The sequence below is a fragment of the Agrobacterium sp. K11 genome, from assembly GCF_059429395.1.
This window is the reverse complement of record NZ_JCAHRB010000004.1, coordinates 576,548-589,171: the sequence shown is the minus strand read 5'-3', so window position 1 is coordinate 589,171 and position 12,624 is coordinate 576,548. Positions and strand designations below refer to the sequence as shown.

The following is a 12,624-nucleotide window of genomic DNA, read 5'->3' as shown; positions in this document are numbered from 1 at the left end:
TCACTTTTGCGGAATGCAGGCTCAAGGTGGAACAAGCGCGGCTTGCGAAAAGCTTTGCTCTGACTTGACGTTAGCCTAGTTCGCCGGGAAACGGCATCGCAAAAATGGAATAGTTTTATGCGGGCAATGGATGCGCTCAGAAGGCGCGTAGCGCCGGTCCCCGTTCACGCTCCAGCCATTGCCGCATCGCGTCTTCGGTCTCTTCGCGTGTGGGTGCGCCGATGCGGCCGCCGAAGACCGTGCATTTGAGCGCAGCGGCAACGGAGGAGAGCCGGATGGCGGCGCGGCTTTCCATGCCTTCGGCTATGGCAAGCGCAAAGGTGCCGTGGAAAATGTCGCCTGCCGCCAGCGTATCCACCGCCTTGACCTGCATCGTTTCCTGAAAATGGACAGTGGGATCGCCAGCTTCCGTCCACCAGCAGCCTGCCGGTCCGGCGGTGACGGCGATGAAGGTCTGCGGGTAGCGGACGTGCAGCACTGGCAGCATGTCCTCTACCGTCTCAAGCCCCGTCAGCCGGGCAGCGGCGGGTTCGGAAAAAACGATGTGGGTCGCGGCGGGTGCGAGCTTTTCGAGGATTTCAACCGGCGCAACGTCGCCGTCGAGAATGGCGTGTTTGCCGAGCGCGCGTGCCACATCAAGAACCTCGAGCGCCAGTTCCGGCCAGCGCACATCCACCAGCACGGCGTCGTAAGCGGCGAGGTCCGCTGGTGTGCAGGAGCGCTTTTTCTCATGCAGCCTGTGATCATAAAAAGGCACGATCAGCCTTTCACCGCGATCATCGATAATGATCGTGGAGAGTGCGGAGCGTGCGCCGGCGGCGACTGTCATGCCTGTGGTGTCGATACCGCTTTCGGCGAGATCGCGCAGGATGCGGGTTCCGGTCTCGTCGTCGCCCACCGCACCCCAAAGGCTGGCGCGCCCGCCCATGCGGTGCACCGCATAGGCTGCGCTGGATGCCATGCCCTCGGCGATCTGCAACATTTCGTAAGGCAGGACCTTGCCTTCGCCCTTTGGCATGTCATGGACGCGAAACAGGGTGTCGAGCACGGCTGCACCCACGCACAGCACATGTTTGCGGCTCTCGTGTTGGCTGTCCATGCCCGTCACCCTATGTCTTTGTCTTACGCAATTTTACTCGGCATGCGCCTTAGATGCGCTTGCCGGTTGCCTTGTCGAAAAGGTGAACCATTTCCGGGTCGATGGCGATATGGATCGTATCGCCGAACCTCACGTCCAGCCGCTCGCGGAACAAGCAGGCGATCTCGTCGCCCTTGCAGTTCAGCTTGGCGTAGATTTCCGAGCCGGTGCCTTCGACCAGTTCGACCCGGCCTTCGATACCGCCGCTTGCTGCACGGATATGTTCCGGGCGCACGCCGTAGACGAGGTCGCGGCCGCCCAGTGCGGCAATGTCGCTGTTGGCGGGCAGGGGAAGGCTTAAGCCCTTCACGGTGCGGAACACGCCTTCTTCGACGCGTCCACGAATGAAGTTCATCGCAGGCGAACCGATGAAACCGGCAACAAAGAGGTTGGCCGGGCGGTCGTAAAGCTCGAGCGGCGCGCCGATCTGCTCGATCACGCCGTCATGCAGCACCACGATCTTGTCGGCCATGGTCATGGCTTCCACCTGGTCGTGCGTGACGTAGATGGTGGTGGTGCCGATGCGCTGGTGCATGGCCTTGATCTCGCCGCGCATCTGCACGCGCAGCTTGGCGTCGAGGTTTGACAGCGGTTCGTCAAACAGGAAGACCTGCGGATCGCGCACCAGCGCGCGTCCCATGGCTACACGCTGGCGCTGGCCGCCGGAAAGCTGGCGCGGATAACGGTCGAGCAGCTTGTCCAGCCCCAAAATGGCGGCGGCCTTGTCGACCTTGGCCTTGGTTTCGTCGGCGCTCACCTTCTTCAGCTTCAGCGCGAAGCCCATATTATCCTTCACCGTCATGTGCGGATAAAGGGCGTAGTTCTGGAAGACCATGGCGATATCGCGGTCGCGGGCGGGCAGGTTGCTCACCTCACGCGCGCCGATGTGGATTTCGCCGTCGCTGACTTCTTCCAGGCCCGCAATCATGCGCAGCAGGGTGGATTTGCCGCAGCCGGACGGGCCGACCAGCACGACGAATTCGCCATCCTTGATATCGATATCGATGCCGTGGATGATATTGACCGCGCCGAAGCGCTTCTGGACGTTTAGAATATTGACCGGTGCCATGTTTTTGGTTCCCGTATTTTTAATTGGTTGATTCAGCCGCCCTTGACGGCGCCGGCGGTCAGGCCCGCCACGATCTGTTTCTGCGCGAACATGGTGAGCAGCAGCACCGGCAGCGTCACGATCAGCGCGGCTGCGGCAAGCGGTCCCCAGCTCACCTGTTCGAAGGACAGCATGTTGTAGACCGCCACCGGCAGGGTGCGCGTTTCACGGCTGGCCAGCACGATGCCGAAGACGAAGTTATTCCACGAGAAGATGACCGCCAGAATGAAGGAGACGACGATGCCGGGCTTGGCAATCGGCAACGCCACCAGCCGGAACACCTGCCAGGAGGATGCGCCATCGATGCTTGCCGCTTCTTCCAGTTCCTTCGGCGTGGTTTCGAAATAACCGATCATGATCCAGACCACGATCGGAACCGTCACCACGAGATGGATGATGATCTGCGGCCAGAGTGTGCCGAGCAGGTTCAGCCATTGGAACAGCAGGAACAGCGGAATGAGGAAGGAGAGGCCGGGCGTCATGCGGGCGATCATGATGACGACAGCCGACTTTTCCGCCTTCAGCCGGGCGATGCCGTAACCGGCAGGCACGCCGATCACCAGCGCCAGAATGGTGGCCGCACCGGTGACGAGCACCGAATTCCAGAAATAGAGGAAGAAATTATTCTCCTCGAACACCTTCACATAGTTCGACCATGCGAAACGCTCGGGGATGAGGATCGGCGGATAGGCGCCGTTGTCGATTTCATATTTCAGCGACAGCGAGATCATCCAGATGAAGAACAGGATGACAGGTGAAATCATCACCAGCGCCACGAAAAACAGGCCGATGCGGTCGAGGTTTTTACGTTTGAGCAATTGGCGAGCCATCAGCGATCCTCCATCTCGTTCCATTGCGCACGTTGGCGCACCATCAAAAGCACAAAGGACAGCGCTACGATGATGATGAAGAAGACGACGGCCATGGCCGAGCCGTAACCGATGTCGTAGTAGGAAAACGCCGTGTTGTAGAGGTAGATGTTGATGGTTTCCGAGGCCGTGCCAGGGCCGCCCTGCGTCATCGCGTAGATGATGTCGAAGCTTTTGACGGCATCGATGGAGCGGATGATGACGGCAATCATCAGGAACGGCGCGATCATCGGCATGGTCAGGTAACGAAACTTCTGCCAGGCGTTGGCGCCATCGATTTCGGCGCTCTCATAGGGTTCGCGGGGTACTGCAGCCAGTCCGCCGAGCACGATCAGCATGACGAGCGGCGTCCATTGCCAGGTTTCCACCAGCACCAGCGAGGGGATGACGGTGGACTGGTTGTAGATCCATTCCAGCGGTCCGATATGGATGAAGGACAAGAGATAGTTCAGAACGCCGAGCTGCGGGTGGAACATCATGGTCCAGACGAGCGCGATGGCGACCGGGGTCGCCATCATCGGCATCACGAACACGCCGCGCAGAAAACCGCGCAGCGGAAACTGCGCATCGAAAACCAGCGCCGCCAATGTTCCCAGAAACAGCGGAGCGACGACCGACAGCACGGTATAGATGAGGGTGTGCCAGAGCGATTCCCAGAACCTCACGTCGCTTGCGAGCCTTATATAGTTATCGAAACCGATAAAGCTCTGCTCCTGTCCGAGCGTCCAGCGATGTACGCTCATCCACAGGGTGAAGACCCACGGAAAAACGATAACCGCCGAGATGACGACAAGTGCCGGTATGACGAAAGGCCAGTAGTTGGGAGCAAGCCTTGCGGGCCTGCTCCCTTCTTTCCGGCTGACGCCTGTTTTGGTGTTTTCGATGCTCACGGAGACCATTATCCCTCGCTACGCGCCAGAACGGGTGCGAACTGTTCCGTCGCTTTTTTCAGCTCAGCTGCCGGGTCGGCGCCGCCGATCATGTTGGTGAGGCCGACGCCGTAGATGTCGCGGAATTCCGTGACCGGAATGATGACCGGCAGGGCAAGCTGCGAGACCTTGCCGGAACCGACGACCGCATCCAGCCAGGCGGCCGGCATCTTCACGCCTTCGCGCACCTTCTGGTCTTCGAGGATGGACTGGCGGAATGGAACACCCGCACCTGCCTGCAGCAGGCGCGCACCCATGTCGTGCGAAATCGCCCATTGGCAGAAGAGGTAGGCCGCTTCCTTCTTGCTGCTGGCTTCGACGACACCGAGGCCATCGCCGAAGGTGCCGGCCGCCTGTACTGCCGGGCCCTTCGGCATGACACCGTAACCGACCTTGCCGACAACGCGGGATTTTTCCGGGTTTTCGATCGGCGGTGCAAAACCGACGCCATCGAACCACATGCCGATCTTGCCCTGAAGGAAGGCAGACTGCGCTTCGGCCCAGTTGAAGCCGGAAACGCCGGGAGGGGCGGCTTTGGTCATCAAGCGTTGATAGAGTTTCGCGGCCTCGACCGCTTCCTTGGATTCGGTGTCGACCTTTCCGTCCGCGCCGATCGGCTTTGCGCCGTAACCCAGCATCAACGAAGTCCAGACCGGGGTGTTGGCGTTCTTCAGGCCGCGGGCGACGAAACCGTAGGTGTTGGTTGCGGGATCGGTGATCTTTTCCGCTGCCGTCACCAGTTCCTCGAAGGTCTCAGGGTATTTCAGGCCCTTGGCTTCGAAGAGTTCCTTGTTCCAGTAGACGATCCAGTAATCCACCGAGAAGGGCAGCGAGCGCAGCACGCCGTCGCTATCCTTGGCAAACAGCATGCCGGCTTCGGCAAAATCCTTTTCGACGAGGGACGGATCGGTCAGCGAAGGGTCCTTCAGGAAGCCGCTGATATCGGCCAGCCACTTGCCCTTTTCGAACTGTCTCTTCTGCACGTGGTAGCTCAGATGAACGACGTCGAAGCTCGGCTTGCCGGAGGAAAGCTCGATTACCACCTTCTGGCGCTGCTGCTGTTCAGGTGTTGCTTCGGCATTGACCTTGATGCCGGTCAGTTCCTCGAATTCGCCCAGATATTTGATCAGCGTTTCGCTGCGCGGGCTTTTGACCAGGTTGACTTCAAGCGTGGTGCCGGCGTGTTTTTTCCAGTTCACCGCCGCCGATGCGGGGCGGATGCCGAGCACCGCGCTGCCACCGATCGCTGCCGTGCCTGCCAGAAAGGCGCGACGCGTGGGGTTGAGCAATGAATGCGTCATGTCAGTTCTCCTCCAGTTAGCCGGAAATTCTCCTCACCTCCGGCTTGTTGCTTATTTTCATGCAATTCCGGGCAGGACCTTTCTTCTGCCCTACCGGAATTGCCTTATACTGCCAGCGCCCTGTCCCTTGCGTTGCGGATATGGGCGGTCAGCCGCTCCACAGCGTCTTCGACAGATCGCTTCTCAATGGCTTCGAGAATGGCGAGGTGTTCTTTCATCACCGATTTGACATGGCCTGCGATGCGAAAGCGCTCCTGATTGATGAGGCGCATCTTGATGGAGTTGACCCTGTAGGCGTTCGAGATGATCGAATTGCCGAGACTATCGATGAAGGCGTCGTGCATGCCCCAGTCCACCTGCTGCGCGTGCTGGTCCAGCTCCGGCGATTCCCCACCGTTTTCCGTCGCCTCGACGATATCGCGGTGCTGTTTCAACAGCTTGGCGATGGTCTCGTCCGAGGCCGAACGCGTAAAGAGCGCCACGGCCTCCTTCTCGAGAAAGATCCGGAACTGGAACGCCTCGCGGATGAGGTTGATGTCGATATGGGCGACCTGCAATCCCCGCTGCGGCACGGTCTTGATCAGACCTTCCGCCTCCAGCCGTGGAATTGCTTCCCGGATCGCGCCCAGCGGCAGACCCGTCAATTCCACGAGGCGGCGTTGCGAGATGAATTGCCCAGGGCGAACGTCGCGCGAGAGAAGGTGATGCGTAAAGCTTTCATACGCCCGTTCCCGCAATGTCTGTTCGCCGGTATCGTCCATGCTCAACCTTTCAAGGTCTGTTCAGGCGGCCTGTTTGCGAAACAGCGCGTCGAATGCGCCTTCGATCTGCCGCCGGCCCTCCGGTGAAATGGCAACGAGCGGCGCGCGCACGTCAGACCAGATATTTTCCCCTGTCGTGTGTGATACCAGCACCTTGACGGCGGGCGTAACCGGAAATTTCAGAAGTTCCACAACAAGATCGACGATGCGCGCATCGTCCTTGCCGTCAACGGCCATGGCGCGGACTTCCTGCGTCAGGAAATTGGCAACGCCGGAGATGGCTCCCTGACCGCCCAGGCGAACGCCCTTGGCCAGATCACGCTCATCGCCGATCAGAATGGCGAGATCGCCGTGTTCTTTCAGCAGGCGCTCTGTGTGGCTCCAGTTGCCTGAGGAGTCCTTCACGCCGGTGACGATGCCCGGAAACGCTTGTCTCAGCCGCCCCACCAGTTCGACCGACAGTGTTACCATGGTCACGGAAGGGATGTTATAGACGAGAATGTCGCGCGCGCCCTTGCCGATCTTTTCGAAAACCGCCGAGAACCAGGCAAACAAGCCGTCATCGCTGACATTCTTGAAATAGGATGGTGGGGCGAGAAGAATATTGCGGGCACCTGCGTTCAGGGCCTCGGCGGACTGGTCGGCCGCATCCTCGATGGAATCCACGAGAACGCCGGTGACCAGACGGGAAGGCGCAATGCCTGCCTCAATGAAGCGGGAGAGAATGACCTGCCGTTCGCGGCTGCCGACGGAGCATCCCTCGCCGGTGGTGCCGAAGAGTGTCACGCTGTCGCAACCATTTGCAAGGCAACGGCGGGCATGCGCGATCATGGCGTCTGTATCGACGGTTCCGTCAGTTTTGAAAGGGGTCGTCAGTGCTGCCGAAAGGCCGAATTTCTGGGTCAATTAAGATGCTCCTCCAAGATGGCTGCAGATTGGTGGCACACTGACATGTTAGTTGTAAAGCGGTAATTACAGAATGATTGTTCGGGAGGCTGGAATGGGGGGAATTGGCTTCTAAAGCTGCCTCAGGATCGGTGTTGCGCCCGGTGGGGCATGGAATGTTTACACCGGTTTACGCGAATGCCATTTTTTAGCGATGCACAGGAAAAATGCTAAAATAAATTTGACTGTTTAAGTAAAGATTTTTATCAGGCAATCTGAATATGGGATAAAGGGAAGCGTCATGACCATTGTGGAGCCATCAGCGCCTGTGGAAGAGATCGAGCAGAGCCGGGTGAAGCGCCTGAGGGCTGCCACGCGTGGCGCGCATGGTGGTCTCGATACCTTCATCATGGCAGCGAAGCCGTTCGAGAGCCGGGAGAACTTCGGCAAATTCGTGGAAACGCAATATCTTTTCCATCGCGACCTCGATGCGTTTTTCTCCAATGAAACGCTTGATGGCCTGCTGCCTGATCTTAAGGGTCGTCGCCGTCTCTCCATGATAGAGCAGGACCTTGCCGATCTGGGACACGCCATTCCTGAAACAAACGAGCCGCGCTTTACCAGCGAAACGCCGTTCGATCTACCTGAGGCCATGGGCTGGCTTTATGTGGTCGAAGGCTCGAACCTCGGCGCGGCTTTCCTTCTTAAAGATGCAGCCAAGCTTGGCCTCACCGAAGAATTCGGCGCGCGCCATCTGGCCGGCGCTCCGGAAGGGCGCGGCCTGCATTGGCGTACCTTTACGGCCGCGCTCGATGAAATTTCGCTGACCATCGAAGAAGAGGAGCGGGTCGTCGCCGGCGCCGAAGCCGCCTTCAGGGCCGTGCATGCCTACGCGCAGCAACGCCTCGGTTGAGGTTTTGGCATAGCTTGTCGCTGGTTGTCTTCACAGCGCTTGAAATGCCTCGTTGCACATTCGTGCTGACCTCGTCTTAGCATACCCACGCCGTCACCCCGGGCTTGGTCCGGGGTCTAGTGCGATCAAGTGCTTGATCGCGCGGGGCTCTATTGGCGGCGCGGACGGGCCGCGGCTGGATACAGGATCAAGTCCGGCGTGACGGAGGAGTGGTTTTCGGCTGTCGTGCAACGCTTCAGAACCATTGTGAGAGCTACTCATTTCCCGCACATTGCGTTCGATATTTGCCGAATAAACAGGCATGTTAATTTACCAAATGATAAAATTTTTATCTTTTGGTAAAAAGAAATTTGCCTCCAAAAAATTATCCAATTGATAAAATTATTTTTTTTCGTCTGGCACGGAACCTGCTACTCTTTCTTCAAATCAGGAAAACGCCTGATGCCAAAAAAGGGAACAGCAAGATGGAAGTTGGTGTTTTTATACCGATCGGGAATAATGGGTGGCTCCTTTCCGAGAACGCGCCGCAATACAAGCCAAGCTTCGACCTGAACAAGGAAATCACGCTGAAGGCGGAAAAGTACGGCTTCGATTTCGCGCTGTCGATGATCAAGCTGCGCGGCTTTGGCGGCAAGACCGAGTTCTGGGATTATAATCTGGAATCCTTCACCCTAATGGCGGGCCTCGCCGCCGTGACCTCCAAGATCAAGCTGTTCGGCACCGCCGCCACGCTGGTCATGCCGCCGGCCATCGTTGCGCGCATGGCGACGACGATCGATTCCATTTCCGGCGGGCGTTTCGGAATCAACCTTATTACCGGCTGGCAGCGTCCTGAATACAGCCAGATGGGGCTTTGGCCGGGCGACGATTATTTCGGTGATCGCTATGAATATCTCGGCGAATATACCTCCGTGCTGAAAGAGTTGCTGACGGAAGGGCAGTCGGACTTCAAGGGCAAGTTCTTCCAGATGGATGATTGCCGCATGAAGCCGGTGCCGCAGGGGGATGTGAAGCTCATCTGCGCCGGTTCTTCCAATTCCGGCATGGCGTTTTCTGCCAAGTTCGCCGATTACAGCTTCTGCTTCGGCGTCGGCGTCAATACGCCAAAGGCTTTTGCACCCACCAATGAGCGACTTCTGGCGGCAACGGAAAAGTCTGGTCGCGAGGTTAAATCCGTCGTGCTGACCATGATCCTCGCGGAAGAAAAATCCGAGGATGCCTGGGCGAAGTGGGAGCATTACAAGGCGGGCGCGGATGAAGACGCGATCAAGTGGCTCGGCCTGCAGAGTTCTGTCGACACCAAGTCCGGCTCTGATACCAATGTCCGGCACATGTCCAATCCCGTCTCGGCGGTCAACATCAACATGGGAACGCTGATTGGCTCCTATGAGGAAGTGGCGGCGATGCTGGATGAAATGAGCGAAGTGCCGGGAACGGGTGGCGTGATGCTGACCTTTGACGATTTTCTCGAAGGCGTCGAAAAATTCGGCAAATATGTACAGCCGCTGATGAAGAGCCGCCAGCATGTGCTGGCCGAACTGGAGGCAGCGGAATGAGTGAAGCCGTCGTGGCGGGTTACAAGGGGCCGGAAAGCCGTTCGGAAAGTGTCACACTTCCCGCAAGGCCGGAGCCGATTACCCTCAAGCCCAGCGAGACCGCCGTTGTCGTGGTCGACATGCAGAACGCCTATTCGACCGAGGGCGGTTATGTCGATCTTGCCGGGTTCGATATTTCCGGCGCCAAGGGCACCATCGCCAACATCAAGAAGACGCTGGATGCAGCGCGGGCGGCAGGTGTTCAGGTCATCTATTTCCAGAATGGCTGGGACAAGGATTATGTCGAGGCCGGTGGGCCGGGTTCGCCCAACTGGCACAAGTCCAACGCGCTAAAGACGATGCGCAAAAGGCCGGAATTGCAGGGCCAGCTGTTGGCCAAGGGCACATGGGACTATGCCATCGTTGACGAGTTGCAGCCGCAGCCCGGCGATATCTTGGTGCCGAAGACGCGTTACAGCGGTTTTTTTAACACCAATATGGACAGCGTCCTGCGCGCCCGCGGCATCCGCAATCTGGTGTTCGTCGGCATCGCCACCAATGTCTGCGTCGAAAGCTCGCTGCGCGACGCTTTCCATCTCGAATATTTCGGGGTGATGCTGGAGGATGCCACGCATCATCTGGGCCCGGACTACATCCAACAGGCGACGGTCTACAATGTCGAGAAATTTTTCGGCTGGGTGGCGACCGTCAATGATTTCTGCGGCGTCATCTCGCAGGCCGCACCCGTCAGGGATTGATCCCCAAACACAAAGAGGAGAATGAAATGCCGAAGAAGATCGTCGTGCCTGCCGGTACAAGCAAACCCATCGCCCCTTTTTCGCCGGGAACCCTTGCCGATGGCGTGGTTTACGTTTCCGGTACGCTGCCATTCGACAAGGACAATAATGTCGTGCATGTGGGCGATGCCAGCGCCCAGACACGCCATGTTCTGGAAACCATCAAATCCGTTATTGAGACCGCCGGCGGCACGATGGAGGACGTCACGATGAACCACATCTTCATCACCGACTGGGCGAATTATCAGGCCGTAAACACAGTCTATGCCGAATATTTCCCCGGCGACAAGCCCGCGCGTTATTGCATCCAGTGCGGCCTCGTAAAGCCTGATGCACTGGTGGAAATCGCCACCGTCGCACATATCGGCAAGTAAGGCGAAACGGCAAAATGATGCATTTCGAGGTTCATGGCCGGGCCGAGCCTAAGGCGCCCACTATCCTGCTGTCATCGGGACTGGGTGGATCGGGCGCCTATTGGGCGCCGCAGATCGAGGCCCTTTCCAGCCATTTCCGGATCGTTACCTATGACCATCGCGGAACTGGCCGGACCGGCGGCGAGGTGCCGGCAGATGGCGGCATATCGGCGATGGCCGATGATGTGCTGGAGATCGTCTCGGCGCTGAACCTCGAAAAATTTCACTTCATGGGCCATGCGCTTGGCGGTCTGATCGGACTCGATATCGCGCTTCGCAAGCTCGGCCTCATCGACAGGCTTGTTCTTATCAATGCCTGGAGCAAGGCCGATCCGCATTCCGGGCGCTGCTTCGATGTGCGGATCGAGCTTCTGGAAAAATCCGGTGTCGAGGCTTTCGTGAAAGCCCAGCCGCTGTTTCTTTATCCGGCGGCCTGGATGTCAGAGCATCAGGAGCGGCTGGCACGTGACGATGCGCATGGCGTCGCGCATTTTCAGGGCAGGGCGAATGTGCTTCGGCGCATCGCGGCGCTCCGGGCCTTTGATATCGACGCGCGCCTCGGCGAGATCGGCAATCCGGTTCTGGTAGTGGCAACCAAGGACGATCTTCTGGTGCCCTATACCCGGTCGCTGCGTCTTGCGGAAGGTTTGCCGCAAAGCGAGCTTTGCCTTCTCGATTTCGGAGCGCATGCGGTCAATATCACCGATTCTGACCTTTTCAACGCGCGGCTTTTGCAGTTTCTGCTACCGGCAACACAAACATTCTGACGGGATTTGAGAGTAAAATGACGAGAGCATTGGACGACGCTGCATTGGCAACACTTTTCACCGAGGCACGCACCCACAATGGCTGGACGGACAAGCCGATCGGGGATGAGACGCTGACAGCGCTTTATGACCTGACGAAGATGGGGCCGACCTCGGCCAATTGCTCGCCGGCGCGTTTCGTGTTCGTGCGCAGCCCGGAAGCCAAGGAAAAATTGAGGCCGGCGCTTTCTTCGGGCAATCTGGAAAAGACCATGGCAGCACCCGTCACGGTCATCGCTGCCATCGACAGCGAATTTTACGAGAAGCTACCGGTGCTGTTTCCCCATGCCGATGCGCGTTCCTGGTTCACCTCCAGTGCGGCGATGGCCGAGGAAACGGCATTCCGCAATGCCACGCTGCAAGCCGGTTATCTCATTCTTGCCGCCCGCGCGCTCGGGCTTGATACCGGAGCCATGTCCGGTTTCGACAAGGGCAAGGTGGATGCCGCATTTTTTGCGGGTACGACATGGAAATCCAATTTCCTCATCAATCTTGGTTACGGCGATCCGTCGAAGCTGTTCGGCCGCCTGCCGCGACTTGCGTTCGAAGACGCCTGTGTTCTGGCTTGAGGGCCTGTTAAGGAAGGATGGTTTAGATGCGGATGATGTCTCTTGAAAAGGAAGCGGAAATGGAGACGAAGACTGCACAGGAACGCAGCCTCGATTATAGAAACGCCATGGCGCGGCTCGGTGCGGCAGTCAACATCGTCACCACGGACGGTGCGGCAGGCCGTGCGGGATTTGCAGCGACGGCCGTTTGCAGCGTTTCCGACAATCCGCCCACGCTTCTCGTCTGCCTCAACCGCGGCTCTTCCGCTTATAATGTGGTGAAGGGCAATGGCGTCATCTGCGTCAACACGCTTGCTTCCAAGCACGAGGTGCTGAGCACCCTGTTCGGCGGCAAGACACCGGCGGAAGAACGTTTCGCTGCCGGAAGCTGGGGCGTGCTCGAAACCGGCTCGCCTGTTCTGGAAGACGCACTGGTCTCCTTCGATTGCCGCATTCGCGAGGCACATGATGGCGGCACGCACGATATCCTGATCTGCGATGTCGTCGATATGAAGATCAATGAGGGCGACGAAGCACTGATGTATTTCAACCGGCGTTACCGGGTGCTTTGAGAGCGGTCTCTGGGGCCGGTTGATACCCTTAACTCACGATCAGCTATTT

Annotated in this window: 14 protein-coding genes; 7 read left to right on the top strand and 7 right to left on the bottom strand. The window is 58.4% G+C overall.

What is annotated here, in order from left to right:
* Nucleotides 1–136: 136 nt before the first annotated feature.
* The 7 genes from AC5SEO_RS12535 to AC5SEO_RS12505 form a co-directional block, all read right to left on the bottom strand.
* Nucleotides 137–1,099, bottom strand: coding sequence for a sugar kinase (locus tag AC5SEO_RS12535; protein ID WP_174068601.1), 963 nt, complete (start codon nucleotides 1,097–1,099; stop codon nucleotides 137–139).
* Nucleotides 1,100–1,148: 49 nt separating this feature from the next.
* On the bottom strand, nucleotides 1,149–2,207 hold the full coding sequence (locus AC5SEO_RS12530; protein WP_013636780.1) for an ABC transporter ATP-binding protein: 1,059 nt from the start codon (nucleotides 2,205–2,207) through the stop codon (nucleotides 1,149–1,151).
* A gap of 32 nt (nucleotides 2,208–2,239) precedes the next feature.
* Entirely contained in the window at nucleotides 2,240–3,076 is an 837-nt protein-coding gene (locus tag AC5SEO_RS12525; protein ID WP_003504003.1) for a carbohydrate ABC transporter permease, read from the bottom strand.
* Entirely contained in the window at nucleotides 3,076–4,014 is a 939-nt protein-coding gene (locus tag AC5SEO_RS12520) for a carbohydrate ABC transporter permease (protein WP_111795904.1), read from the bottom strand. Before AC5SEO_RS12520 ends, AC5SEO_RS12525 begins: the two co-directional genes overlap by 1 nt.
* The gene (locus AC5SEO_RS12515; protein ID WP_003514099.1) at nucleotides 4,014–5,345 is read right to left on the bottom strand and encodes an ABC transporter substrate-binding protein; all 1,332 of its coding nucleotides are present in this window, start codon (nucleotides 5,343–5,345) and stop codon (nucleotides 4,014–4,016) included. The genes AC5SEO_RS12520 and AC5SEO_RS12515 overlap by 1 nt, the downstream gene beginning before the upstream one ends.
* A 104-nt stretch (nucleotides 5,346–5,449) precedes the next feature.
* Nucleotides 5,450–6,106 carry a GntR family transcriptional regulator gene (locus tag AC5SEO_RS12510; RefSeq protein WP_003504009.1) on the bottom strand — a complete coding sequence of 219 codons (657 nt, stop codon included), beginning with the start codon at nucleotides 6,104–6,106 and terminating at the stop codon, nucleotides 5,450–5,452.
* Between the two features lie 21 nt (nucleotides 6,107–6,127).
* The gene (locus tag AC5SEO_RS12505) at nucleotides 6,128–7,012 is read right to left on the bottom strand and encodes a dihydrodipicolinate synthase family protein (protein WP_003504010.1); all 885 of its coding nucleotides are present in this window, start codon (nucleotides 7,010–7,012) and stop codon (nucleotides 6,128–6,130) included.
* Nucleotides 7,013–7,292: 280 nt separating this feature from the next.
* Here AC5SEO_RS12505 and AC5SEO_RS12500 point away from each other — a divergent pair, with 280 nt between their 5' ends.
* The 7 genes from AC5SEO_RS12500 to rutF all read left to right on the top strand — a co-directional run bounded on the left by AC5SEO_RS12500 (nucleotide 7,293) and on the right by rutF (nucleotide 12,575).
* The gene (locus AC5SEO_RS12500) at nucleotides 7,293–7,904 is read left to right on the top strand and encodes a biliverdin-producing heme oxygenase (protein WP_003514096.1); all 612 of its coding nucleotides are present in this window, start codon (nucleotides 7,293–7,295) and stop codon (nucleotides 7,902–7,904) included.
* 464 nt (nucleotides 7,905–8,368) lie between these two features.
* Nucleotides 8,369–9,460, top strand: coding sequence for a pyrimidine utilization protein A (rutA, locus tag AC5SEO_RS12495; RefSeq protein ID WP_003504013.1), 1,092 nt, complete (start codon nucleotides 8,369–8,371; stop codon nucleotides 9,458–9,460).
* A complete protein-coding gene (gene rutB, locus AC5SEO_RS12490; RefSeq protein WP_003514094.1) occupies nucleotides 9,457–10,197 on the top strand; it encodes a pyrimidine utilization protein B in 741 nt (246 codons plus the stop codon). Before rutA ends, rutB begins: the two co-directional genes overlap by 4 nt.
* Nucleotides 10,198–10,223: 26 nt before the next feature.
* Entirely contained in the window at nucleotides 10,224–10,610 is a 387-nt protein-coding gene (rutC, locus tag AC5SEO_RS12485) for a pyrimidine utilization protein C (protein WP_003492069.1), read from the top strand.
* A 14-nt stretch (nucleotides 10,611–10,624) separates the two neighbouring features.
* Nucleotides 10,625–11,416 (top strand): pyrimidine utilization protein D, encoded by a 792-nt coding sequence (gene rutD, locus AC5SEO_RS12480; protein WP_174068600.1) that lies wholly within the window; start codon nucleotides 10,625–10,627, stop codon nucleotides 11,414–11,416.
* A 17-nt stretch (nucleotides 11,417–11,433) separates the two neighbouring features.
* Nucleotides 11,434–12,024 (top strand): malonic semialdehyde reductase, encoded by a 591-nt coding sequence (locus AC5SEO_RS12475; RefSeq protein ID WP_003514089.1) that lies wholly within the window; start codon nucleotides 11,434–11,436, stop codon nucleotides 12,022–12,024.
* A gap of 26 nt (nucleotides 12,025–12,050) precedes the next feature.
* On the top strand, nucleotides 12,051–12,575 hold the full coding sequence (gene rutF / locus AC5SEO_RS12470) for an NADH-dependent FMN reductase RutF (RefSeq protein ID WP_003514088.1): 525 nt from the start codon (nucleotides 12,051–12,053) through the stop codon (nucleotides 12,573–12,575).
* The last annotated feature ends 49 nt before the right edge of the window (nucleotides 12,576–12,624 follow it).

What these genes read in the sequence shown, in the direction of transcription:
- AC5SEO_RS12525 (WP_003504003.1), bottom strand. Translation starts at nt 3,076, where the DNA reads ATGGCTCGCCAATTGCTCAAACGTAAAAACCTCGACCGCATCGGCCTG.
- AC5SEO_RS12530 (WP_013636780.1), bottom strand. Translation starts at nt 2,207, where the DNA reads ATGGCACCGGTCAATATTCTAAACGTCCAGAAGCGCTTCGGCGCGGTC.
- AC5SEO_RS12535 (WP_174068601.1), bottom strand. Translation starts at nt 1,099, where the DNA reads ATGGACAGCCAACACGAGAGCCGCAAACATGTGCTGTGCGTGGGTGCA.
- rutA (WP_003504013.1), top strand. Translation starts at nt 8,369, where the DNA reads ATGGAAGTTGGTGTTTTTATACCGATCGGGAATAATGGGTGGCTCCTT.
- AC5SEO_RS12520 (WP_111795904.1), bottom strand. Translation starts at nt 4,014, where the DNA reads ATGGTCTCCGTGAGCATCGAAAACACCAAAACAGGCGTCAGCCGGAAA.
- AC5SEO_RS12515 (WP_003514099.1), bottom strand. Translation starts at nt 5,345, where the DNA reads ATGACGCATTCATTGCTCAACCCCACGCGTCGCGCCTTTCTGGCAGGC.
- rutF (WP_003514088.1), top strand. Translation starts at nt 12,051, where the DNA reads ATGCGGATGATGTCTCTTGAAAAGGAAGCGGAAATGGAGACGAAGACT.
- AC5SEO_RS12475 (WP_003514089.1), top strand. Translation starts at nt 11,434, where the DNA reads ATGACGAGAGCATTGGACGACGCTGCATTGGCAACACTTTTCACCGAG.
- AC5SEO_RS12510 (WP_003504009.1), bottom strand. Translation starts at nt 6,106, where the DNA reads ATGGACGATACCGGCGAACAGACATTGCGGGAACGGGCGTATGAAAGC.
- rutD (WP_174068600.1), top strand. Translation starts at nt 10,625, where the DNA reads ATGATGCATTTCGAGGTTCATGGCCGGGCCGAGCCTAAGGCGCCCACT.
- rutC (WP_003492069.1), top strand. Translation starts at nt 10,224, where the DNA reads ATGCCGAAGAAGATCGTCGTGCCTGCCGGTACAAGCAAACCCATCGCC.
- rutB (WP_003514094.1), top strand. Translation starts at nt 9,457, where the DNA reads ATGAGTGAAGCCGTCGTGGCGGGTTACAAGGGGCCGGAAAGCCGTTCG.
- AC5SEO_RS12500 (WP_003514096.1), top strand. Translation starts at nt 7,293, where the DNA reads ATGACCATTGTGGAGCCATCAGCGCCTGTGGAAGAGATCGAGCAGAGC.